The organism is Vibrio panuliri (genome assembly GCF_009938205.1).
Taxonomy (GTDB): Bacteria; Pseudomonadota; Gammaproteobacteria; order Enterobacterales; family Vibrionaceae; genus Vibrio; species Vibrio panuliri.
The window spans coordinates 3,147,730-3,172,524 of record NZ_AP019654.1; the positions used below are offsets into that span (position 1 = coordinate 3,147,730).

General features: G+C 44.9%; 21 protein-coding genes. 8 read left to right on the top strand and 13 right to left on the bottom strand.

The window, feature by feature from the left end; translation table 11 throughout:
• Positions 1-214: 214 nt before the first annotated feature.
• A complete protein-coding gene (locus tag GZK95_RS14495) occupies positions 215-628 on the top strand; it encodes a c-type cytochrome (protein WP_075706380.1) in 414 nt (137 codons plus the stop codon).
• A gap of 62 nt (positions 629-690) precedes the next feature.
• Here the strand turns inward: GZK95_RS14495 and rep are convergent, their stop codons facing one another.
• Positions 691-2,706, bottom strand: coding sequence for a DNA helicase Rep (gene rep, locus GZK95_RS14500; RefSeq protein ID WP_075706381.1), 2,016 nt, complete (start codon positions 2,704-2,706; stop codon positions 691-693).
• A gap of 219 nt (positions 2,707-2,925) precedes the next feature.
• Between rep and GZK95_RS14505 the strand changes: the two genes are divergently transcribed.
• The 4 genes from GZK95_RS14505 to ubiK all read left to right on the top strand — a co-directional run bounded on the left by GZK95_RS14505 (position 2,926) and on the right by ubiK (position 8,182).
• The gene (locus tag GZK95_RS14505; protein ID WP_075706431.1) at positions 2,926-3,504 is read left to right on the top strand and encodes a TetR/AcrR family transcriptional regulator; all 579 of its coding nucleotides are present in this window, start codon (positions 2,926-2,928) and stop codon (positions 3,502-3,504) included.
• Between the two features lie 18 nt (positions 3,505-3,522).
• Positions 3,523-4,629 carry an efflux RND transporter periplasmic adaptor subunit gene (locus tag GZK95_RS14510; RefSeq protein WP_075706382.1) on the top strand — a complete coding sequence of 369 codons (1,107 nt, stop codon included), beginning with the start codon at positions 3,523-3,525 and terminating at the stop codon, positions 4,627-4,629.
• A gap of 11 nt (positions 4,630-4,640) precedes the next feature.
• Positions 4,641-7,763 (top strand): multidrug efflux RND transporter permease subunit, encoded by a 3,123-nt coding sequence (locus GZK95_RS14515; RefSeq protein WP_075714820.1) that lies wholly within the window; start codon positions 4,641-4,643, stop codon positions 7,761-7,763.
• A 167-nt stretch (positions 7,764-7,930) separates the two neighbouring features.
• On the top strand, positions 7,931-8,182 hold the full coding sequence (gene ubiK, locus GZK95_RS14520) for a ubiquinone biosynthesis accessory factor UbiK (RefSeq protein ID WP_075647726.1): 252 nt from the start codon (positions 7,931-7,933) through the stop codon (positions 8,180-8,182).
• A gap of 722 nt (positions 8,183-8,904) precedes the next feature.
• Here the strand turns inward: ubiK and ilvC are convergent.
• Positions 8,905-10,389, bottom strand: coding sequence for a ketol-acid reductoisomerase (gene ilvC, locus GZK95_RS14525; protein WP_075714822.1), 1,485 nt, complete (start codon positions 10,387-10,389; stop codon positions 8,905-8,907).
• 145 nt (positions 10,390-10,534) lie between these two features.
• Between ilvC and ilvY the strand changes: the two genes are divergently transcribed.
• The gene (gene ilvY, locus GZK95_RS14530; protein ID WP_075714824.1) at positions 10,535-11,425 is read left to right on the top strand and encodes an HTH-type transcriptional activator IlvY; all 891 of its coding nucleotides are present in this window, start codon (positions 10,535-10,537) and stop codon (positions 11,423-11,425) included.
• 62 nt (positions 11,426-11,487) lie between these two features.
• On the opposite strand, the gene hemN is transcribed toward ilvY, so the two are convergent.
• From hemN to GZK95_RS14555, 5 genes are all read right to left on the bottom strand, one after another.
• A complete protein-coding gene (gene hemN / locus GZK95_RS14535; protein ID WP_075706386.1) occupies positions 11,488-12,876 on the bottom strand; it encodes an oxygen-independent coproporphyrinogen III oxidase in 1,389 nt (462 codons plus the stop codon).
• Positions 12,877-13,098: 222 nt separating this feature from the next.
• The gene (locus tag GZK95_RS14540) at positions 13,099-13,587 is read right to left on the bottom strand and encodes a DUF2489 domain-containing protein (protein WP_075714826.1); all 489 of its coding nucleotides are present in this window, start codon (positions 13,585-13,587) and stop codon (positions 13,099-13,101) included.
• A gap of 16 nt (positions 13,588-13,603) precedes the next feature.
• Positions 13,604-14,176 (bottom strand): Der GTPase-activating protein YihI, encoded by a 573-nt coding sequence (yihI, locus tag GZK95_RS14545; protein WP_075714828.1) that lies wholly within the window; start codon positions 14,174-14,176, stop codon positions 13,604-13,606.
• Entirely contained in the window at positions 14,176-14,814 is a 639-nt protein-coding gene (locus tag GZK95_RS14550) for a class I SAM-dependent methyltransferase (protein WP_075706389.1), read from the bottom strand. Before GZK95_RS14550 ends, yihI begins: the two co-directional genes overlap by 1 nt.
• 755 nt (positions 14,815-15,569) lie before the next feature.
• Positions 15,570-16,187 carry a c-type cytochrome gene (locus tag GZK95_RS14555; protein ID WP_075706390.1) on the bottom strand — a complete coding sequence of 206 codons (618 nt, stop codon included), beginning with the start codon at positions 16,185-16,187 and terminating at the stop codon, positions 15,570-15,572.
• Between the two features lie 148 nt (positions 16,188-16,335).
• Here GZK95_RS14555 and yihA point away from each other — a divergent pair, with 148 nt between their 5' ends.
• Positions 16,336-17,001 (top strand): ribosome biogenesis GTP-binding protein YihA/YsxC, encoded by a 666-nt coding sequence (yihA, locus tag GZK95_RS14560; RefSeq protein WP_075706391.1) that lies wholly within the window; start codon positions 16,336-16,338, stop codon positions 16,999-17,001.
• 474 nt (positions 17,002-17,475) lie between these two features.
• Here the strand turns inward: yihA and GZK95_RS22555 are convergent, their stop codons facing one another.
• From GZK95_RS22555 to hemB, 3 genes are all read right to left on the bottom strand, one after another.
• Complete coding sequence (locus tag GZK95_RS22555) at positions 17,476-17,523, bottom strand: hypothetical protein (RefSeq protein WP_438356636.1); 48 nt, start codon at positions 17,521-17,523, stop codon at positions 17,476-17,478.
• Positions 17,524-17,715: 192 nt separating this feature from the next.
• Positions 17,716-20,511 (bottom strand): DNA polymerase I, encoded by a 2,796-nt coding sequence (polA, locus tag GZK95_RS14565; protein ID WP_075715996.1) that lies wholly within the window; start codon positions 20,509-20,511, stop codon positions 17,716-17,718.
• A gap of 799 nt (positions 20,512-21,310) precedes the next feature.
• Complete coding sequence (gene hemB, locus GZK95_RS14570) at positions 21,311-22,357, bottom strand: porphobilinogen synthase (RefSeq protein WP_075706393.1); 1,047 nt, start codon at positions 22,355-22,357, stop codon at positions 21,311-21,313.
• Positions 22,358-22,505: 148 nt separating this feature from the next.
• Here hemB and GZK95_RS14575 point away from each other — a divergent pair, with 148 nt between their 5' ends.
• Complete coding sequence (locus GZK95_RS14575; protein WP_075715997.1) at positions 22,506-23,267, top strand: TatD family hydrolase; 762 nt, start codon at positions 22,506-22,508, stop codon at positions 23,265-23,267.
• A 40-nt stretch (positions 23,268-23,307) separates the two neighbouring features.
• Here the strand turns inward: GZK95_RS14575 and tatC are convergent, their stop codons facing one another.
• The 3 genes from tatC to tatA all read right to left on the bottom strand — a co-directional run bounded on the left by tatC (position 23,308) and on the right by tatA (position 24,751).
• Positions 23,308-24,060, bottom strand: a complete 753-nt coding sequence (gene tatC, locus GZK95_RS14580; protein WP_075706395.1) for a twin-arginine translocase subunit TatC — start codon at positions 24,058-24,060, stop codon at positions 23,308-23,310.
• Positions 24,061-24,124: 64 nt separating this feature from the next.
• Entirely contained in the window at positions 24,125-24,505 is a 381-nt protein-coding gene (tatB, locus tag GZK95_RS14585; protein WP_075715998.1) for a Sec-independent protein translocase protein TatB, read from the bottom strand.
• A 3-nt stretch (positions 24,506-24,508) separates the two neighbouring features.
• Positions 24,509-24,751, bottom strand: coding sequence for a Sec-independent protein translocase subunit TatA (gene tatA, locus GZK95_RS14590; RefSeq protein WP_075706397.1), 243 nt, complete (start codon positions 24,749-24,751; stop codon positions 24,509-24,511).
• Positions 24,752-24,795 lie beyond the last annotated feature (44 nt).

Sequence of the window (24,795 nt, forward strand, 5' to 3'; positions counted from 1 at the left end):
GACGCCTTTTTCAACAATAAAGGTCAAATAAAACGCACATTAGCATGTGATGTACCCCCGCTCGTTGTGAAGTTATTGTTTATTGCAACAACTTATCGAGATATAATCACCCACTGTTTACATTGATTTAACAGTCAATTTGGTCTGTTTGTCAAATGACACTCTAATTAAAAGGTAAGCATGAACTTACCCTCAGGAATGTATAGTGAGTTTAATGGATATGTCTCGAAAAATCTTAACCGCTTTGATCGCTGCAGCAACATTTTCTAGTGCGACTTTTGCAGCCAATGTAAGCCAAGAAGAATATGATGCAATTGCAGAAAGGATTAAACCTGTGGGTGATGTTTACCTTGCGGGCAGTGAACCCGTAGCAGCAGTACCTACTGGTCCACGTGATGGCGCCACCGTCTATGGTACTTTCTGTACAGCTTGTCACTCTACTGGCGTGAGCGGTGCACCAAAAACAGGTAATGCCGACGACTGGGCTCCTCGAATTGCCCAGGGTCGCAGTGTATTGAACGATCATGCCATCAACGGCTTCAATGCCATGCCAGCAAAAGGCTCATGTATGGACTGCTCTGACGATGAAATCATCGCGGCTATTGACCATATGATTGAAGGTTTATAATTCGGTGTAAATGCAAAAAAGGCTTGGGAAACCAAGCCTTTTTATTATCACTCAAAGCACGATTATTTCTTAAACATCGCTCTAAGGTTCGCGATATGTGCCTGCCCTTTAGCCATACGCTCTTCTTGGGTAACCGGCTTTTTGGTTTGCTCCCATTCCACATCATCAAATGGCAGCTCATCTAGGAAACGACTTTGGGTTGGTTTAAGCAACTCACCAAACTGACGACGCTCACGACACATCGTAAAAGTTAACTCTTTCTGCGCACGAGTAATTCCCACGTACATCAGACGGCGCTCTTCTTCAACATTGTCTTCATCAATACTGGTTTGATGCGGCAAGATCCCTTCTTCGGTACCAATAAGGTAAACGTACGGAAACTCCAAACCTTTTGATGCATGCAACGTCATCAACTGCACAGCATCGCTGTCGTCGTCCTCTTCACCTCGCTCCATCATGTCGCGTAGTGTGAGTCGCTGCACCACCTCTCGCAAGGTCTTCTCTTCCTGGTCATAGTTGTCTCCTTCAAGATCAGAAACAATCCAAGAGTAAAGGTCGGAGACATTCTTCATCCGCATCTCGGCCGCTTTCGGGCTAGCTGATGTTTCGTACAACCAATCTTCATAATGAATGTCACGCACTAACGAGCGCACCGCTTCAACCGTGTCGCCACGCTCAGCTTGATCTGCAATTGCCACTAACCAAGTAGTAAAACGACGAAGATTTTCTAAACCTCGACCAGAGAGATGTTGCTCTAAGCCCATTTCAAAGCTCGCCTCAAACAAGCTCTTTCCGCGCATATTGGCGTAACTGCCGAGTTTTTCTAACGTAACAGGGCCAATCTCACGTTTCGGCGTATTCACAATACGCAAAAACGAGTTGTCATCGTCTGGGTTCACCAACACTTTTAAGTAGCCCATGATGTCTTTTATCTCAGCACGAGCAAAAAACGAGGTTCCACCTGAAAGTTTGTATGGTACGCGGTTTTGCATCAACGACTTTTCTATCAGACGCGACTGATGGTTACCACGATAGAGAATGGCGTAATCACGATAATCGGTACGGTTTAAAAATTTATGAGCGATAATTTCACCCGTCACCCGCTCCGCTTCATGATCTTCATTTTTTGCCATCAATACTTTGAGCTTCTCACCATCCGGAAGCTCTGAGAACAGAGACTTCTCATACACGTGAGGGTTGTTGGCAATCAGGATGTTGGCACAACGCAAAATGCGATTGGTAGAACGGTAGTTTTGCTCAAGTTTTATTAACTTGAGGCTCGGGTAATCCTCACCAAGCAGCACTAAGTTTTGTGGCTTTGCACCACGCCAAGAGTAGATCGACTGGTCATCATCACCTACCACGGTAAAGCGCGCTCGTTCACCTACAAGCAAACGAACCAACTCATATTGGCTGGTGTTAGTATCTTGATATTCATCCACCAGCAAGTAGCGGATCTTGTTTTGCCATCGTTGACGAACTTCACTATTGCCACGCAATAGCAAAACCGGCATCAAAATTAAATCATCAAAATCGAGCGCGTTATAAGCTCGCATTTGCTTCTGGTACATCTCAAAGCAGAACGCAAATAGCTGCTGTTGTTCACCTTGAGCTCGAGCCTTCGCTTCATCTGGTGACAACATGTCATTCTTCCAGTTTGAGATCGTACTCATTAGTTGACGAAGCAAGTCTTTGTCGCCATCTAGCTGTTTCTCAGTGAGGTCTTTCAACAGTGCGAGTTGGTCTTGATCATCAAACAGAGAAAAACCAGATTTTAAACCCAGATGCTTATGTTCACGTTTAATGATGTTAAGACCAAGCGTATGAAAAGTTGAGACCATCAAACCTTTCGACTCTTGCTTACCTAACGTTTGCCCCACGCGCTCTTTCATTTCGCGTGCCGCTTTATTGGTAAAGGTTACTGCAGCGATATTGCGGGCTTTATAGCCGCATTGCTGAACCAGATAAGCAATTTTGTTCGTGATTACACGTGTCTTACCTGAGCCGGCGCCTGCTAATACTAGGCACGGGCCTGACACATACTTAACCGCTTGGTCTTGTCCGGGGTTCAGCTTCATGGTGGTCTCATCCAGAAAAATTAATGGCGCCTATAATAATGGTGCAACACGACGATTGCTAATATTTAAGTCATAGGGTCAATGTGGGTAATTGCGATACTTCCACCCTTAGCGAGTTGACAAGATTTTTACTTAATAAGTGCAATACTTTATTGAACTTTTGGCGGCAAACTAGTCTATAATGAATGAACGTTCATTCATTGGCGGTTTAAATTGAATATCAATAAACCTAGTGTAGATAAAAGACAGCAAATACTCGAAGCCGCAGAAACTGTCATTGCGGAATCAGGATTTCATGGCTTATCAATGCAGAAAGTCGCTAAACAAGCTAGCGTCGCTGCAGGCACTATCTACTGTTACTTTTCTGATAAAGAGCACCTTCTTGCTGAGGTTCGCCTTAACGTCACTCAACGAATCGCTGACGCGGTTCAGGCTGGTATCGAAGGCGATGAACCTCTGAAAGATCGTTACCGAATTATGTGGTTAAACACTTGGAACTTAGCGCTATCAAACAAAAACGCGCTTAGCAACCAAGTGCAATATGATTCGCTCCCTTGCAATACCGATATCGAAATTCGTGCGCAAGAGAGACAAAAATTTCATCAAGTACATAAGTTATTCGAAGACGGCAAAGCACAAGGTTTGTTTAAACCAATTGCCAATGAAGTTTTGTCAGGTTTGACATTTGAGGCGTGTGTAGCACTTGCTCGTAAACATGCGTGGGGGTTTTACCAATTGGATGATGACGCTATTGAAGCCGCCATCAATGCCAGCTGGGACGCAGTAATTAATCACTAACTTGGAGTTCTAATAAGAATGAAAAAGTGGACTTTCTTCATGATTGTCATCGCCTTGCTACTGTTTGGTAGCGTGATCGGTTTCAATCTATTCAAACAGCAGAAAATCGCTGAGTATCTCGCCAACCGACCAGAGCCGGAGTTTCCGGTCACGGTAACCGAAGTACAACCGGTTGATTGGGTACCGGTTATTGAAGCGATCGGTTTTATTGAACCTAACCAAGGGGTCACCGTTGCGAACGAAACTAGTGGTGTGATCGACAGCATCAGTTTCGAGTCCGGAACTCAGGTTGAAGAAGGTCAACCACTGGTCAACTTAGACTCGGAAGTAGAGAAAGCCAATCTAAAGAGTGCACAAGCGAAACTGCCAGCCGCGCAAGCAAAATATAAACGCTACCAAGGGCTGTATAAAAAAGGCTCTATTTCGAAAGAAGCTTATGATGAAGCAGGCGCTAACTACTTCTCATTGCAAGCCGAAATAGAGAGCTTAAAAGCATCGATTGATCGACGTGAAATCAAAGCACCATTTGCAGGTGTGGTGGGTATTCGTAACGTTTACCTAGGTCAATACTTGCAAGCAGGTACAGATATCGTTCGTTTAGAAGATACCACCGTAATGCGTCTACGCTTTACTGTACCGCAAACCGATATCTCTCGTATCCAGCTCAAGCAAGAAGTTGAAATCTTTGTCGATGCTTATCCTGAAACACCTTTCATGGGGTCTATTTCAGCTATTGAGCCAGCAGTCAATGTGCAAAGTGGTCTGATCCAAGTGCAAGCTGATATTCCAAACAGCGACGGAAAACTTCGCAGCGGTATGTTTGCCCGCGCTAACATCGTTCTACCTAAACTTTCTGATCAAGTCACGCTGCCACAAACAGCAATCACCTATACGCTTTATGGCGACAACGTCTACATCGTGACCGAAGAAGATGGCGCAAAACGTGTTCAACAGCACGTGGTTAAAGTCGGTGAACGCGTAGCGGATATTGCCCATATCCTCGATGGCGTAAAACCGGGTGACGTGGTGGTGACCACAGGTCAAGTCCGCCTAAGTAATGGTGCTAAAGTTCGCGTTGTTGAAAGCGATGCAACGACACCACCTGCTGAAACACCAATGCTGTAATTGGAGGATTCATGCGCTTTACTGATGTTTTTATTAAACGTCCAGTTTTAGCGGTATCGATCAGCTTTTTGATTGCGTTGCTTGGTCTACAAGCCGTATTCAAAATGCAGGTTCGCGAATACCCTGAAATGACGAACACAGTAGTGACGGTTTCCACCAGTTACTACGGTGCCAGTGCCGACCTTATCCAAGGCTTTATTACACAGCCTTTGGAGCAAGCCGTCGCACAGGCTGACAATATCGACTATATGACTTCTCAATCCGTATTGGGTAAATCAACCATTACGGTCAATATGAAGCTCAATACCGATCCTAATGCCGCTCTATCGGATATTTTGGCGAAAACTAACTCGGTTCGTTCCCAATTACCGAAAGAAGCAGAAGATCCAACGGTAACTATGTCGACCGGCTCAACGACTGCGGTGCTGTATATCGGTTTCACCAGTGACGAGCTCTCTTCAAGCCAGATTACGGACTATCTAGAACGTGTAATCAACCCGCAGTTGTTTACTGTTAACGGCGTTTCGAAAGTCGACCTTTATGGTGGTATGAAATACGCCCTGCGCATCTGGCTAGATCCTGCCAAGATGGCGGCGATTAAGATGACGGCAACTGACGTGATGAACGTCCTAAATGCCAACAACTATCAGTCGGCAACGGGTCAGGCTATTGGTGAGTTTGTTCTCTACAACGGTAGTGCAGATACCCAAGTATCCAACGTCGATGAGTTATCGAATCTTGTCGTGAAATCGGATGATGGTGAAGTGATTCGCCTTGGCGATATCGCTAAAGTCACACTAGCGAAAAGTCACGATATCTACCGTGCAAGTGCGAATGGACAAGAGGCCGTAGTAGCGGCTATCAACGCGGCACCTAGTGCAAACCCAATCAACATTGCTGCGGATGTGTTAGAGCTACTGCCACAACTTGAACGCAACCTCCCTAGCACCATCAAAATGAACGTGATGTATGACTCGACCATCGCAATTAATGAGTCGATTCATGAAGTTGTAAAAACCATCGTTGAAGCGGCAGTCATCGTACTGGTGGTCATTACTCTGTTCCTAGGTTCTTTCCGTGCGGTAATTATCCCAATCGTCACCATTCCACTCTCACTGATTGGTGTGGCGATGGTGATGCAGGCAATGGGCTTCTCTTGGAACTTGATGACACTACTGGCAATGGTTCTCGCCATCGGTCTGGTGGTGGATGACGCGATCGTAGTACTGGAGAACGTTGACCGTCACATCAAACTCGGTGAATCACCGTTTCGCGCTGCGATTATCGGTACTCGCGAAATTGCGGTACCCGTTATTGCGATGACACTAACACTGGGTGCGGTGTACGCGCCGATCGCTCTGATGGGGGGTATCACTGGCTCACTGTTTAAAGAGTTCGCTCTAACGCTCGCCGGTTCGGTATTCGTGTCCGGTATCGTGGCACTGACACTGTCGCCAATGATGTGTTCAAAAATGCTTAAAGCGAATGAAGAGCCAAGCAAGTTTGAACAAAAAGTGCATCATGTTCTTGATGGCATGACCAATCGCTACGCGAAAATGCTCAAAGCAGTCATGGACCACCGTCCTGTCGTTCTCGCTTTCGCAGTGATCGTATTTGCCACACTACCAGTGCTGTTTAAGTTTATCCCAAGTGAGCTGGCGCCTTCTGAAGATAAAGGCGTCGTGATGTTGATGGGTACTGCCCCATCGAATGCAAACTTGGATTACATGCAAAACACCATGAACGACGTAAACAAGATCTTGTCTGATCAGCCAGAAGTGGCGTTTGCGCAGGTGTTTACAGGTGTGCCGAACTCAAACCAAGCGTTTGGTATTGCTTCGATGGTGCCTTGGAGTGAGCGTGATACTAGCCAAGCTGAGGTAACGAATCGCGTGGGTGGTTTGGTTGCTAACGTGCCAGGTATGGCAGTAACAGCCTTCCAGATGCCAGAACTACCAGGGGCAGGCTCAGGTCTACCAATCCAGTTTGTCATCACCACACCAAATGCGTTTGAGAGCCTATTTACGATTGCCACTGAGGTGCTGACGCAAGTGAAGTCTAACCCGATGTTTGTCTACTCGGATCTGGATCTGAACTACGATTCAGCAACGATGAAAATCAATATCGATAAAGACAAGGCTGGTGCTTACGGCGTGACGATGCAAGACATTGGTATCACGTTAAGTACCATGATGGCCGATGGTTACGTTAACCGCATCGATCTAAATGGTCGTTCGTACGAAGTTATTCCTCAGGTTGAGCGTAAATGGCGCTTAAACCCAGAATCAATGAATAACTACTACGTACGCGCAGCCGATGGTAAAGCGGTGCCTCTTGGTAGCCTAATTACCATTGATGTGGTTGCTGAGCCTCGCTCACTACCACACTTCAACCAGCTAAACTCAGCCACCGTTGGTGCCGTACCCGCACCGGGCACGGCTATGGGTGATGCGATTACTTGGTTTGAAGATGTCGCTGCCGATACCCTACCAAGTGGTTATAACCACGATTACATGGGTGAGGCTCGCCAATACGTAACAGAAGGTAGCGCACTCTACGCTACATTCGGCCTCGCTTTGGCTATCATCTTCTTGGTTCTTGCGATTCAGTTTGAATCAGTCAAAGACCCAATCGTAATCATGGTGTCGGTACCGCTGGCGATCTGTGGTGCATTGATTGCTCTGGCTTGGGGCGCGGCAACGATGAACATCTACTCGCAGGTCGGTCTGATCACGCTGGTTGGTCTTATCACCAAACACGGTATCTTGATTTGTGAGGTAGCCAAAGAAGAGCAGCTACACAACAAACTCAGCAAAATGGATGCGGTGATGGAAGCGGCAAAAGTGCGTCTACGCCCTATCCTAATGACGACTGCGGCAATGATTGCTGGTCTAATCCCGTTGATGTACGCCACTGGTGCAGGTGCGGCGCAGCGCTTTAGTATCGGTATCGTAATCGTGGCAGGTCTTGCCATTGGTACGCTGTTTACACTGTTTGTACTACCTGTGATTTACAGCTACCTAGCAGAGAAACACAAACCACTGCCTGTGTTTGTTGAAGATAAAGACTTAGAAAAGTTAGCCAGAGTTGACGAAGCTAAAGCGGCTTGTCGTGAGCTCGCCAAGAAAAGCTAATCTCTAGTCGCGCAACTACTCACTTCAAAAGGTCACCTCGGTGACCTTTTTTATGGCGTCACAATGATGATAAGCCAAGCGCAAAAGTCGCTTTTTTGCCCTACAACTAGCGACATTTGCGTATCAATTACATAAAATGACGCCAAAGATACAGGAGTGTTAACACCATGTTTGACCCAAAGAAATTAGAGCAAATCGCTAAACAGATTCATGAGTCAATGCCGCAGCCAGTGAAAGACCTAGGTGCAGACGTTGACCAAAAAGTTCGCCAAGTAATTCAAGGTCAGCTTAACAAGCTAGACGTAGTAAGCCGCGAAGAGTTTGATGTACAAACTCAAGTACTTCTACGTACTCGCCAAAAACTTACCGAAATGGAAAAGAAACTGGCGGATCTAGAAGCGAAGCTTGCGGACAAATAAGCGAGAAAAGCTGATGAAGGTTGATGTGAAAGCATCAACCTTTTTTATTGGCTCTTTTCCTTAATTATCCTTAAGAGCCCACTCTATTTCGTCATCCTCAAGAGCGAGGGACGAGCGAGTTGGGGATCTCATTCCCTCCCCAAAAAAGCAGATTCCCTACTCCCTTCGGTCTAGGGAATGACAAGGTTTGGCTTGCGTATAGCCACCACCTCATGATTACTTCCTGCCAAAAACTAACGACTAAACTCCATTGCCGTTCTCCTCAAGCGCTCGCTATACCCGTCATCCTCAAGAGCGAGGGACGAGCGAGTTGGGGATCTCATTCCCTCCAAAAAAAAGCAGATTCCCTACTCCCTTCGGTCTAGGGAATGACAAGGTTTTAGAAGCGGCAAAAATGGATAATAAAAACGACCAAACAAATAAAAAGGCTTACCCCAAATAGAGTAAGCCTTTCGATTAATGTTGTGTCTGTACTTTGTATTTTTCGACTCTGTCTAACAGAGCTCTTTAAAGCTAGTACAAATAAAGCCATCCCGCAGGAAGAAACCTTCTAATCCCTCATTTCAACGCGACAGTACTCAGCTCACGAAGGAAACCGTTCAGATCTCGCAGGGATAGGGCGATAAATTCTAGGATGATGCGCACATCAGATAGCTAAGATTTATTTCAAAGCTATAGCGCTTAAATTCCCAACAAAGAGGTTAAGCTCTAGAGCAAAGAAATTAGCCGCCCACGGCGATATGCTTCATATCCGTCATATACCCACGCAGCTCTTCACCGATGTACTCAACTGGGTGGTTACGAATCGCTTCGTTTACTTCAATTAGACGCTGGTTATCAACTTGGTTTGATTCAACTTGCAGACCTTTACCAATAACATCTGTGTTTACTGATGGCATAAACTTCTCACGCAGTAGCGGTGTTGCTACATTAGCGAACAGGTAGTTACCGTATTCTGCTGTATCTGAGATTACTACGTTCATTTCGTATAGACGCTTACGTGCTACTGTGTTCGCAATTAGCGGTAGTTCGTGTAGTGATTCGTAGTATGCTGACTCATCGATGATGCCTGATGCTGTCATCGCTTCAAATGCCAGTTCTACCCCGGCACGAACCATAGCGATCATTAGAATACCGTTATCGAAGTATTCTTGCTCGCTGATTTGAACGTCAGTCGATGGGTAGTTTTCAAATGCGGTTTCACCCGTTTCTGCACGCCAGCCTAGTAGATTCACGTCATCATTTGCCCAGTCAGCCATCATAGTGCTTGAGAACTCACCTTGAATGATGTCATCCATATGCTTGTTGTATAGCGGACGCATCAGATCTTTTAGCTCTTCTGATAGGTCAAATGCTTTAATTTTGGCTGGGTTTGATAGGCGGTCCATCATGTGGGTGATACCACCAAACTTCAGTGCTTCTGTGATGGTTTCCCAACCATATTGCAGCAGTTTACCTGCGTAACCTGGGTCAACACCTTCCGCAACCATCTTCTCGTAACACACGATAGAACCCGCTTGCAGCATGCCGCATAGAATGGTTTGCTCACCCATTAGGTCCGATTTTACTTCCGCAACAAATGAAGACTCTAGACAACCTGCGCGGTGACCGCCTGTTGCCGCTGCCCATGCTTTAGCAATATCCCAACCTTCACCTTTTGGATCGTTCTCTGGGTGAACAGCGATTAGTGTTGGTACACCAAAGCCACGTTTGTATTCTTCACGTACTTCGGTACCTGGACACTTAGGCGCGACCATCACGACTGTTAGGTCTTTACGGATTTGCATGCCTTCTTCAACGATGTTGAAGCCGTGTGAATAGCCTAGTGCTGCGCCTTGCTTCATCAACGGCATTACGGTTTCAACTACATTGGTATGCTGCTTATCTGGCGTGAGGTTTACGACCAGATCCGCTTGAGGAATTAGGGTTTCGTAACTGCCTACTTCAAAACCATTCTCTTTAGCATTTTTATAAGATTGGCGCTGTTCATCAATCGCAGCTTGGCGAAGAGCGTATGCGACATCTAAACCAGAATCGCGCATATTCAGGCCTTGGTTAAGACCTTGAGCACCACAGCCAACAATGACCACTTTCTTCCCTTTCAGGTAGTCAGCTTCGGTTGCAAACTCACTTCGATCCATAAAACGACAACGACCTAGTTGGTCCAATTGCTCACGCAAGTTTAGGGTATTGAAATAGTTAGCCATTGTGGGCTCTCCTTTAAGAATTTTGTCCATTGGGTCGGTAATATTGATTACCGAATAACCTGATACTAAAACAGACATTAGGTTGCTTAAAGTGATATATTCACAATTAGTTATTGCAATTTATGCAACATGGATGTGACAAACGATGAACATTAAGAGCCTGCAACTCTTTATCCATTTATGCGAGAGTAAGAGCTTCGCTAAAACCGCAGAAGCAATGCATATCAGCCCATCAGCATTGAGTCGCCAAATTCAAAAACTCGAACAAGAGACAGGACAAAGCTTATTTGTACGCGATAACCGTAGTGTTGAACTGACCTCAGCGGGAAAAAAACTGTTGCCTGTTGCGCTAAATATTCTCGGAGAATGGCAAAACTACCACGCGCAGTTTGCCGATTCTGATAATGAACTTAAGGGCGAAATTCGGCTTTTCTGCTCAGTAACAGCGAGCTATAGCCATTTACCAGAACTGCTGTCGGAGTTTCGCCTCCAGCATCCCTTTATCGAGTTTAAACTCTCCACTGGCGACCCTGCACAAGCTATTGAGAAAGTGCTCTGTGATGAGGCCGATATCGCCATCGCCGCCATGCCAGATCACCTTCCTTCACGGGTGGCTTTTGAAACCATCAGTGAAATTCCCCTATCCGTTATCGCACCTTCGGGGATCAGTAACTTTGCTCAAGAACTACAAAGCGACAACCCCAATTGGAACTCACTCCCTTTTATTGTCCCGGAAGCGGGCACCGCTCGTGAGCGCGCCAATACATGGTTTAAAGCAATGAAAATTAAACCCAACATCTATGCTCAAGTTTCAGGGCATGAGGCAATTGTCAGCATGGTGGCGCTCGGTTGTGGTGTGGGAATTGCGCCAGATGTGGTGATCAATAACAGCCCTGTAAGAGATAAGATCGAGCGTTTAAAAGTTGCGCCTATCGCACCATTTGAGCTTGGCGTATGCTGCAAACGCTCACAACTTGAGAACCCATTGGTGAAAGCACTGTGGAAGGTCGCACAGGATAAATACATCACCCTTTAACTGGCGGATAGCAAATACAAAAAAGCCACGCTTAGCGTGGCTTTCGAGATAACGGCAATCCATTAAATAACGCGGGAAAATTGCTGCTGACGAGCACGGTCACGCAGATATTTATCAAAGCACATACAAATATTACGGATCAGCAAACGACCACGTAAAGTGACGCGAATTTCGCTTTCATCTACTTCCACCAACTCGTCATTGATAAAGGTTTGTAGTAACTCTAAGTCTTGAGCAAAGTACTGATTAAAGTTGACCTTAAACTCGCGCTCAATAAAGACTTTGTCGAGTTTAAAGTTACAGATCAGTTGCTTAATGACTTCACGGCGAACTAAGTCATCACTATCCAGAGAGACGCCTTTCCACAGAGCATGGCGCTGCTCGTTCACCTGCTCATAGTACTTCTTCAGCTCTTTCTGGTTTTGTGCGTAGGCATCCCCAATCATAGAGATAGCAGAAACACCAAAGCCCATTAAGTCACATTCACCTTGGGTTGTGTAACCTTGGAAATTACGGTGCAAAATGCCATTACGCTGTGCGACTGCCAGCTCATCATCAGGTAGAGCGAAGTGATCCATACCGATAAACTGATAACCAGCACCAGTCAAAGTGCCAATTGTCTGCTGTAGAATCGCCATCTTTTCAGTTGCTTGTGGCAAGTCTTCATCTTTAATCTTGCGTTGTGCAGCAAAAAGTTGCGGCATATGCGCATAGTTAAACACTGATAAACGGCCAGGCTGCATCTCAAGTACTTGTGATAGTGTCTTGGCAAATGACTCTTGAGTTTGTTTTGGCAAACCATAGATAAGATCAAGGTTCGTAGAGCGGAAGCCAAGGTCTTTTGCACGCTTAACCATAGCGATAATAAACGCTTCATCTTGCTCGCGATTTACCAGTTTTTGCACTTCTTTATTAAAGTCCTGCACACCGATACTTAAACGGTTAAAACCTTCTGCGCGCAAGTGATCAAGCATATCAAGCTCGATTTCACGGGGATCGACTTCAATGCTGATTTCAGCCGACGCTTCGAAGTCAAACTCGCCTCGTAGAATCGCCATGATGCGGCTAATCTGCGCCTTGTTTAGGAACGTTGGCGTACCACCGCCAAAGTGCAGTTGCGTGACTCGTCGCTCTTGCAGCAAACCTGCACGAGTACGGATTTCTAACTCGAGTACATCGAGATACTCATCAGCTTTGTGGGCGTGACGGGTAATCACTTTGTTGCATCCGCAGTAGTAACAAAGCTTATGACAGAATGGAATATGAATATAAAGCGACAGTGGTCGTTCTGGGTACGCCGTGCACGCCATATCAAAGTCTGCCACGGTAAATGCTTCGTGGAACTCTAATGCGGTTGGGTAAGATGTGTAACGTGGACCGGAGTAGTTGTACTTATCCAGAACTGTTTGATCCCACTCAATTTGTTGGCTTGCTACGACTTGCTGCGACATGGTGCTCTTTCCATTCTTTTGACTGAAAGGTCATGGTTACAATAACGGTCTATTTTGCCATAGGTACCTGATTGAGAAACCTCGGCTTACCGCTTTTTAAGTACAAAACTCAGAACTGATTCCAGAACTGATAAATCGATCACTCACATTAAGTGTAAGTGATCGATGCTCAGTTATCAGTTTGAGTTGCTCCCCAATACTGACGGGGATAGGTAATGATACCTATAGCATTTGGATATTGATTTGATTGTTGAGCGGCTGCACTTTTTGCTGCAACACTTTTAATTCTTCCACAATCGCATCTTGCAGACGTGATTCTGCTTTATGACGGGCGAGGTTTTGTTGCATGCGTTCTTTTTTACTTAACGCTTGGCGATCTTCGCCACGAGCCATGTCTTTCACTACATGGTACAACTCAGAGGTCGCTGGAAACTCTTTATCAAAGTCGAGACGCTCATCACCCTGAACATAATCCATAATGCAGTAAACGCGAATACTAATCTCAGATAGGTCGCACTGACCTTGAATACCCGCAAGGCACAAGGTGTGCACATTTTCGAAGATATTCGCGTTGCGCTTTTCAATCGCCAACTGCTGATGCCTAAGCTGCAACTCCTTTTGCTTCTTCAGTTGGAGAAGAAGGTAACCTGCATATGACGCTAAGCCGAGAATAATGACTCCACCCGCAATGGCTAACAAGGTTACATTCATATCTTACTGTTATCCTTTATTTGTATTGGTTGATATCTAACGACTCAAACTGAGACAGCAGATCATCATCCGACGCTGGTTTTTTCTCTGTATTGCTCTCTACAGAGTACTCTTCATCGTCATAGTACGCCTCTTCCGCGTAATCGTCAGCCTCTAGGTCTTCTTCATAGATACCCAGTTGCTTCATCAGCGCTTCAATGCGTGCCAGTTTTTCGTCTACATACTTCTGTAGACCCGCACCTAATTTTTCGCCTTCATCAATACGATCAAGCAATACGTTAAGTTGTGCATCATTTTCCAGCATCTCAAGCTCTTTTTCAGCACTTAGACGACGCTCTACTTTGGTTGGCTTCTTAACTGCTTCAACAATCAATGGAATAGGCTTTTTGCTACCTAAACGCGGATCGCGCTTTTGACCGTTAGTGAACTCTTTGCTTGCTTTCGCTTCTGAGTTACGGCTGCCGGTTTTTAGACCTTTGCGCTTCTTGTCTCTTTTACGTAGACGTCCTTCAACGTCTGATTGTGTACGGTTACGAACAACAATAACGTCGCCGTTACCACCAGATCTGGATTTTTTGCTACGACTCATTACTGGGTTTTCCTCAGCAAAATTACATCTTTTCCAACAAATTCAAGTTCGAGCTGATCCCGCTCTGCCAAGTACTCAAACGTTGCTCGGCTAAAAAAGATCACGTGAGTGAGATCGTTTTTGTAATGCCATGTCGCGAACGCTTCAACATCGATTACCATCTTGGTCATGATACCAAGCCAGCCATCGGGCTTAACTAAATTCAACCATTGCTGCCACACCATATCCGGCTGATATAAGTGCTCAATCACTTCCGTGGCAGTGACGAAGTCGTATTGTTCATCCAATACCGAGTTATCTGGGTGGTAATAGATGTCATACAACTTCATTGTGTGACCCTGTTCTTGCAACATTAGTGACAATGTTGGACCTGGGCCACAGCCAAAATCTAACCCTTGAGATTTCGGGGCGACTCGCTGACAAATCGGCTCTGCCATACGCGATAGAAAGCGGCGATAACCTTCATCACTGGGATCATTCTCATGGAGATCATAGTGTGCTTTCTCTGTCTTTGCATCAAGGCGCTGGTCAGGATTCACAAACACAAGCGCACAGTTCGAGCACTCTAAATACTGACGATGCTTATCTTCAAAGTAATGATGGGTGTGATTGCTTTGACAAAGCGGGCAGTTGTGCATTGATACATCCTTCTTACAGGGGATGCGAAACATACCAGAAACTGCCTTGAGAGTGGAGTACTATTGTGCAATAAATCATCAAATCGTCAAAAATAGATATAAAAAAAGCGATAGATTGACTATCGCTTTCTAAATGCCATGATGGCTAAACTGTGTTGTACAAATAATGTACTACAAATTTCCTTTTGTTTTTCGAGCTTTCCCTGCCAAAAAGGTGTTGTTTGTCATCATCCTAATGAATTTTGGTTATCCTTCTACTTCCTGTAGCTGAGCTCTTCCTAAGCCTGATCCTTTTCGCTGCCTGTACCATCAGGCGAGTTAACCATCCGTGTTTGCGTAAACATCCTGTTTACTGCTATTCCTTTATTCCATCAATCAAGTAGTCCTTACTTGCATCCATGGAGACTTCCCTAGTCTTTTATCCTGTACCACATCGTGTGGATGTAATTACTTTACTATTCGAGCGACGAGAAACAATATTATCTATAAAAAAAGCGTGAACAAATAATAACCAACAGCTCAAATGTATGTTTTTTATTGTATTTATCTCTCACGCCACCCGATCTGCCAATCTATGTATGGCAAATGTCTCACAAAAAGATGAGCAAGATAGCGGATACAAGCCAAAAGCAAGGCGTGACCAAGTTCACAGTAATTTAGCCAAGCATGCCATCAATCATTATCAGAATACCAACGACAAAAAGCCATGTTAGAAAACATGGCTTTTGACGAGTCTTACTGGAAGATAAGTGTTGTTAGTGAAGACCACCTACGTACTTAGATAGCACGTCGATATCTTCATCAGTCAATTTCTCAGCTACATCACGCATCATCGCGTTCATGTCATTGTTACGATTACCGTCTCTAAACTTCTCAAGCTGCAGCTTAATGTAATCCGCATGTTGACCTGAGATTTTAGGGAATCCGGACAATTCGGTACCGTTACCACGCGGGCCATGACAGGCAATACATGCCGCTAAACCACGTTCGGCATCACCAGCGGTATAGAGCACTTTACCTTGCTCCACCACGTTTTCTGGCGTTGTATTGTGCGCAAGCGGCAATGAAGCATAATAAGCAGCAAGATCTGCCATATCTTGTTCATTCAGTGGCATCGCCATACCACTCATCACAGGGTCATAACGACCTTGTTTACCACCACTCGTCATTCCAAGTTTCAGGTCTTTCAGCTGCTTCTCAATATACTTCGCATGCTGACCGGCCAGTGAAGGGTACATTCCAAGTAAACTGTTGCCATCTGCTCCATGACATGCAACACAAGTTTGAGATTTTGCTTTACCAGCTTCTATGCTGCCTTGGGCCCATACGGAGCAGCTGGCCAAAAGACTCACAATTAGCACTAATTTCTTCATGACATTCCATTATAATTATCAAGCTTCCAGTACCACTCTGCATTGCCACTCATGGTACAATAGGCGACCTCATGCCGAGTACGGTTATTTTACACAATTTCACAAAAAAGTAATCAATTGACTACACAAAGTCGAGATGGAGTTAACAGTGAGCGTAAAAATTAATTACCAAAACACCCATTTCATCACAAGTGCGCCTGATATTCGCCACTTGCCAGAGGATGAGGGCATTGAAATTGCGTTCGCTGGACGCTCAAATGCCGGGAAATCGAGCTCTCTTAACCGTTTGACCAACCAAAAGAGCTTAGCGAAAACCAGTAAAACACCGGGTCGTACCCAGCTAATCAACTTGTTCAAAGTTGCTGATGGTTGTCATATCGTCGACTTGCCAGGATATGGTTTTGCTCAAGTTCCACTAGAAATGAAGAAGAAGTGGCAGAAATCTCTTGGTGAATACCTACAAAAGCGCCAATGCCTAAAAGGCTTGGTGGTTTTAATGGATATCCGTCACCCGATGAAAGATCTCGACCAACAGTTGATCTTCTGGGCTATCGATAGCGGTATTCCCGTGCAAGTACTGCTCACTAAAGCGGACAAATTGAAGAGTGGCGCACGTAAAGCCGCTGTTCTTAAAATTCGTGAAGATGCCAAAGGCTTCGGTGGTACTGTAAAAGTGGACGCGTTTTCATCACTGAAAGGGTTGGGTGTAGACGTACTGCGCAACAAGCTGGACGAGTGGTTTGCCCCTGCTTTTGCCGAGCTAGCTGAAGAAGATTTCGATGACGATATTGAGTCAGATATCGATGGCGAATAACCGCCTTAGCTAAGAAGAAGCCTCGCATTTGCGAGGTTTTTTTATGCCTCTATGCGCCAAGCAAAAGAAAAAGCCTCACCAACTTGTGAGGCAACGGGAGAGAATTATCAGTTGTTATAGTTATGTTATTTAGTCTTCCGCAATTCTCGTGACTTTTCAACTTCCGCTATCTCTACCTTGTTTTGAGCAAGCATCAAGCTTTAGCCTAATAAATAAAAGGCTTAAAACAGAACTCTTTAACTCAAACAGTTAAATTATAAGTATTTATTTTTTATACGAAATAACAAAAATGTGATGAAGGAATATTACAGGTTTGCACCACTTAGTACCCGATGAACTCAGCAATATGCGGTTATGGTGAACGTGGTAGTCATACAAGAAAGTGAAGAAGAAGCGAGAGAAAACGAAGGATTGAAAAGTTTTCTTTGCCACAAGAAAAAACGCCCCAGCCAAACACTGGCTGGGGCGGCTGAATCAGCCTAATCCAATAACGTGAAACAAAAGGTCTGAAAGATAGAACATCTTACCTCTGTACCCTACGTCGATTAATGTACAACAATTGGTCAGAAATTCAAAGTTATTTTGTAAGTTTTTTTCACTAAATTTAGTAAAAACTACACACAACCCTTTTGCCAATTAACTTTTTAACCATAAAAAAAAGCCAGCATTTGTGCGCTGGCTCATAATAAATTCTAGAAATTGGTTATTTTATGTCTAGTGCGCCTGTTCCCAGTTGTCACCATGACCTGCTTCAGCAATCAATGGAACTTCCAGCTGTGCTGCAGATTCCATCAATTTTTGTACTTTTGTTTCAATTTCGGCTAAAGCCGTCTCTTGAACCTCAAAGACCAGTTCATCGTGCACTTGCATCAATAGTTTGACGCGACCATCACCCTCTTTCTCAATCCACTCATCCACCAGTAGCATCGCCTTCTTAATGATATCCGCTGCCGTTCCCTGCATTGGAGCATTAATCGCTGCTCGTTCGGCAGCTTTGCGGCGCATACCATTGCGAGATTGAATTTCAGGAAGATGCAGTCGACGACCATAAATCGTTTCCACATAACCCTTTTCTGCGGCGGTACTACGAGTATCTTCCATGTACTGCATCACCCCTGGGTAACGCTCAAAATACTTATTCATATACTCTTGAGCTTCACCGCGAGGAATACCAAGTTGCTTAGCCAAACCAAACGCACTCATACCATAGATCAAACCAAAGTTAACTGCTTTAGCACGACGGCGTTGCTCAGAGGTAACATTCTCAATGGTGGTTCCCATGATTTCCGCCGCAGTTGCCGCGTGAATGTCTTTGCCGTCACGGAAAGCGTCAAGTAGAGCTTGGTCTCCCGATAGGTGCGCCATAATACGCAGTTCGATTTGTGAATAGTCGACCGCCATAATCTTATAGCCATGTGGCGCGACAAATGCTTGGCGAATACGACGCCCCTCTTCGTTACGAATTGGAATGTTCTGTAAGTTAGGATCAGTCGAAGACAGACGACCAGTCGCGGTAACCGCCTGATGATAAGAAGTATGAACGCGCCCCGTTTCTGGATTGATCATTTTCGGCAGTTTATCGGTGTAAGTCGACTTCAGCTTAGCTAAGCCACGGTACTCCAAGATCAGTTTTGGTAGTGGATAGTCGAGCGCTAACTCTTGCAACACTTCTTCATTGGTTGATGGTGTACCTGAAGGCGTTTTCTTAACAACTGGCAACCCCATCTTTTCAAATAGAATGGCTTGCAACTGCTTAGGAGAGTTCATGTTGAACTCTTGCTCAGCTAACTCATACGCTTTTTGCTCGAGTTCATCCAAACGAACAGCTATTTCTTGAGATTGAGCAGATAGCATCATGTCATCAATCAACACACCTGTACGTTCAATACGCGACAAGACAGGAACGAGTGGCACTTCGATTTCTTGATAAATTCGATTGAGTTTTTCGTCTTGCAGAAGATTCTCGTTAAGTCGATTGTGCAGACGTAAAGTTACATCAGCATCTTCTGCAGCGTAAGGTGCTGCTTGTTCTAAATCAATTTGGTTAAATGTTAGCTGGTTTTTACCTTTACCCGCTATTTGCTCAAATGAGATACAACTATGCTGAAGGAAGCGCAATGCTAAGCTATCCATATCATGCTTGCCACCTACGCTGTTGTAGACGTAGGACGCTAGCATAGTGTCGTATTTAATGCCGCGCATTTCGATACCATAGCGAGCAAGCACGCTGGCATCATATTTCAGATTTTGCCCAACCTTAGCTTGATTATCATCTTCAAGAATTGGCTTTAGCTGCTCAAGTACCCAATCACGGTCAAGCTGCTCAGGGGCATCCAAATAGTCGTGCGCGACGGGCACGTAAGCCGCCTCGCCTTCTGCTACAGCAAATGACAAACCAACTAAGTTCGCCACCATATAATCCAAACTGTCTGTTTCGGTATCAAAAGCGAACACGTCAGCGGCTTGGAGTTTTTCTAGCCATTTCGCAAAGGTCTCTTGATCAAGAATGGTTTGGTACTGGCTACGGTCAATTGTCACCGCAGAGGTATTAATTTCTGCTTGGTTACTCGACTGGGAAGCTGTCGCGATTGCACCCGATTTCTCATCGGCCTCAACCACACCATTACCGCCTTCAAGTAGTTCATTCAACCAAGATTTAAATACCAACTGACCAAATAGTTGAATCAGTTCATCTTTGTTTGGTTCTGCTTTGACGAGTTCTTGCGGTTTAAACTCCATCTTTACATCAAGTTTAATTGTCGCCAGCTCGTAAGACAGCAGCGCATTCTCTTTGTTATCGACCAGTTTTTTCGCCATGGTTTTCGAACCACGGAAACCAAGCGGAGCGATATCATCCAGGTTTTCAAACAACTTGTCTAAACCACCAATGCCTTGCAGCAAGGCAGTCGCTGTCTTATCCCCGACACCCGGTACACCCGGAATGTTATCCACTTTATCACCCATAAGCGCAAGGTAGTCGATGATCAGCTCTGGTGGGATACCAAATTTCTCAATCACACCTTCACGGTCAAGAACCACGTTGGTCATGGTATTGATCAAGGTGACGTTCTCATCAACCAACTGAGCCATATCTTTATCGCCAGTACTGATCAAAACTGGAATGCCTTGCTGAGACGCTTGATGAGCCAAAGTGCCGATCACGTCATCGGCCTCAACACCTGAAATGGAGATCAATGGTAGCCCCATCGCACGAATTACATTGTGCAACGGCTCTATTTGGCAGCGCAGATCGTCCGGCATTGGCGGTCGATTAGCCTTATACTCTGGATACATATCATCACGGAAAGTCTTCCCTTTCGCGTCAAAAACAACCGCAATTCGATCAGAAGCAAATTGACGCATCATGCTACGCAGCATATTCACCACACCATATACTGCATTGGTCGGTATATCACCGTTACTCATGGTGCCAGGATAGGCGTGAAAAGCACGATATAGGTAAGAAGAGCCATCGATCAAAATCAGTGGATTATCTGGAATGCGAGCCATAATCTTATTGTTTCCAAACAGAGTGAAAGTTAGATCTGCTTAGGATGCCACGACTGAGTCGACGATGCCATGCAAACTCTGTGAAGTCTCTAACGACATTTGTTGAATATCCCATCAGCGGATCCTCTCACCTGTGGATAACTCTGTTTATAATAATTATCCACCGATGTTGACGCAGGTCACACTTTTAAAGAAATAAAATATAAGTAGCTGTATTTAAAAACAAAAACAAAAGATCGATGATCGTTTTAGCGATCCAGAAACGATCCTTGATTGTGGAAAAGAGTGCTGGTGTCCTTTTGCTCAGGACAAATGAAAAGAGATAAAAAAAGCGACATCTTTCGATGTCGCCTAGCAAAAAAGAGGTCAAAGCTGTTCATGTCAAACATGCCGCTTTGCCAAAAAGCTATAAATTACACTGGAAGCAATGTGAGCAATGTCGTGTCAAAAAGAACTTGTGCAAGTTCAAGAAATTCAGCTTCATCACAAAATCCAATCGGTTGAATTTGTCAATCAACGTCCTTGTGAACTTCCTCATTCCCTAAGACGAGATTAATAATAATGATTCTCATTTAACCAGTCAACACCTAAATGAGAAAAAATCTCATTTATTTTTTGATTGCATATTAACCGTTTGTTATAGAAGAATTTTTACTTTTTCAGCAGCTGAGCTAAGCGATACGATTCCGTGATGATCTGTTTGAAATGCTTGTTATCGTGATTCATAACAATCGAGCTAAGTCAGTGCCCTGAGCTAAAAAAGGCCAGCAAAGCTGGCCTTCAACGTCATATGTAAGACTTACTCGTTATCTCTTAGATGTTGAGCCGCTTTACCATTGTCTTCAGCTAACCACTCTGCCACGTCTTTCGCAAAGTAAGTCAAGATGCCATCTGCACCTGCTCGTTTGAAGCACAATAGTGATTCTAATACCGTTTCACGCTCTTTTAACCAACCGTTTTGGATCGCCGCTTTGTGCATCGCATATTCACCTGACACTTGGTAAGCAAAAGTTGGCACTTGTAACTCAGACTTCACACGACGGACGAGATCAAGATACGGCATACCCGGTTTTACCATCACCATATCTGCACCTTCATTGATATCCATTGCCACTTCATGAAGTGCTTCATCACTGTTTGCTGGATCCATTTGGTAGTTTTTCTTGTTACCACCTTTTAGGTTCGAAGCCGAACCCACTGCGTCGCGGAAAGGACCGTAATAGCTTGATGCGTATTTCGCTGAATAAGCCATAATTTGCGTATTGATATGACCAGCCTCTTCGAGCGCTTGACGAATTGCACCAATGCGCCCATCCATCATATCCGAAGGTGCCACGACGTCTGCACCAGCCTCTGCGTGTGATAACGCCTGCTTGATGAGAACTTCCGTCGTTTCATCATTTAATACATAGCCGTCTTCATCAATGATGCCGTCTTGCCCGTGAGTCGTAAACGGATCAAGTGCAACATCGGTAATAACGCCAATTTCTGGTACATGCTCTTTCAATGCACGTACCGTGCGCTGTACCAGACCTTCTGGATTGTATGCCTCAGCAGCGCAAAGGCTCTTTGCATCTTGATTAACAACTGGGAATAGAGCGATTGCTGGTACACCTAGTTGTGCTAGGTACTGTGCTTCTTCAAGTAGCAGATCAATCGACAAACGTTCAATGCCCGGCATAGACTCAACTTGCTCTCGACGATCCTTACCCATAAGAACAAACATAGGATAAATCAGATCATTCACTGACAGTTGGTTTTCTGCCATTAGACGACGACTGAAATCATGTTTACGCATACGGCGCATACGACGTGCTGGAAATTGACCTTGGATGGAAACTGACACTCTATTCTCCTTCAATTTGGTGAAAGTGCTGCAGAGAATGATATCACTCTGACACCTTCACGCTAGCGCCAATAACGAAAAATGCAAAAAATGATCTTGCGTTCACACTGCCGTATACTCTAGCCAACCGTTTCAAATGAGTACTACCATGATCGATACCCATGCGCATATTTACGCGACTGAATTTGACAGCGATCGCGATCAAGTGGTTGAGCGCGCCCTTGCCCAAGGCATCAATAAAATTCTATTGCCCAATATTGACCTAGAATCCATTGAACCAATGCTGGCAACTGAAGCTGCTTACCCTGATATTTGCCGTTCCATGATGGGCTTACACCCTTGTTATGTCGATGGCAATGTGGAGCAAACCCTCGCAACCATTCATCACTGGTTTAGTCAGCATTCATTTATCGCTGTCGGTGAAATTGGTATCGATCTCTACTGGGATAAAACCTATCGGGCAGAACAGGAATTTGCCTTTACCACCCAACTCAACTGGGCGAAAGAGATGGATTTGCCGGTCGTTATCCATACTCGTGACTCTATTGAAGAGACATTAGCTTTACTAAGTAAAGAGCAAGATGGCTCGTTAAGCGGGGTTTTCCATTGTTTTGGTGGCAGTATTGAAGAAGCGAAAGCAATCAATGATCTTGGTTTTCATTTAGGGCTTGGCGGCGTATCGACGTTTAAAAATGGCGGAATGGATCAGGTAATTCCTCACCTTGATATGAACTACGTAATTTTAGAAACCGACTGCCCTTACCTCGCGCCAGTACCACACCGAGGTAAACGTAACGAGCCAGCCTACACCCAGCTCGTTGCACAACGCGTTGCTGACTTGCGTCAGATATCACTCGAAGAGGTCGATACCCTCACCAGCAGCAATGCAACCAAGCTATTTAAGCTTTAATATCCAGAGACAAAAAAGGTTGGCAATGCCAACCTTTGTTTTATTCTTCCGTCTGCTCTTGTTCGTCTTCATCTTTACGGACATAGAAACGCGCAAAGAAGAGTCCCACCTCGAATAGCAAACACATCGGGATCGCCAATAGGGTCTGCGAAATCATATCTGGTGGCGTCAGTAGCATACCAACGATAAACGCAATCACAATGATATATGGGCGTTTCTCACGAAGGCTGTCAGGGTCGGTAGCCCCTGTCCAACAGAGTAGAATAATCGCAACCGGCACTTCAAAGGCAATACCAAACGCCAAAAACAGCGCTAGGACAAAATCCAAATAACTCGAAATGTCAGTAGCAAACTCTACACCGCCCAGTGAAATGGCCGTAAAGAAGCCAAATACTAGTGGGAATACCACAAAGTAGGCAAACGCCACGCCAGCATAAAAGAGTAATGAGCTTGAGAACATCAGCGGCATAATCAAACGACGCTCATGCTTGTACAAGCCAGGAGCCACGAATGCCCACACCTGATAAAGAATAAATGGCACCGCAACAAATACGGATGCAATTAAAGTCAACTTCAGCGGGGTAAAGAATGGTGACGCAACATCGGTTGCGATCATCGTCGCCCCTTCAGGCAACTTATCAACAAGTGGTCTAGAAACAAACTCGTAAATGTCATTCGAGAAGTAAATTAGGCCAATAAACACCACCAATACCGCTAAGATCGCTCGCAATAAACGATTTCTTAACTCCAGTAGATGGCTGATTAAAGGTTGTGTCTGCTCGACAGAGGACATATCAAACCTCATTCAAAAAGATCAAAAAGGAGCTACAGCTAAGTTGCAGCTCCTCACGATGAGACTACTCGGCTTTCTTATCTGCAGGGGCAGTGCTCTCAGAAGAGAGTGGTTTAGACTCCGCTTCTACCTTGCTTGTCTCTGTAGCCTTTTGAGCATAGGGACGCTGCACCTCTTGCGCCGCTTTCTTGAGTTCATCCACCGAAGACTTTAACTCTGGGGATAAATCTTCCATCCCCATTTGTTCAGCTTTGCGAAGGTTCTCTTGCAGCTCTTGGATCTTGAGTTCGTGACTGATTTCATCTTTCACGTTGTTTGCCATGCTTTTCGCAGATGAGATAAAGCGCGACACACTACGAATGGCGTGTGGCAAACGTTCAGGACCAAGCACTACGAGCGCGACGACAGATATTAATACCAGTTCCCAAAAACCGATATCAAACACGTGTTATGCCTGCTCTTTGTCTTTCTTAGTTTCAGCAGTTGCGTCTGTCTTCTGCTGCTCTAAATTTTTCGGTTCAAAGTCAGCATCTTTCTTCTCTTGCTGAGCTTCCTCTTCACTCATTGCTTTCTTGAAGCCTTTAACAGCACTTCCTAAGTCACCACCAATATTACGTAGTTTCTTTGTACCAAACAGCAAGACAACAATCACGGCAATAATAAGAAGTTGCCAAATACTAATACCACCCATTCTTTTTACCTCGGGTTCTATTAAACAAAATTATCGTTAAAGTC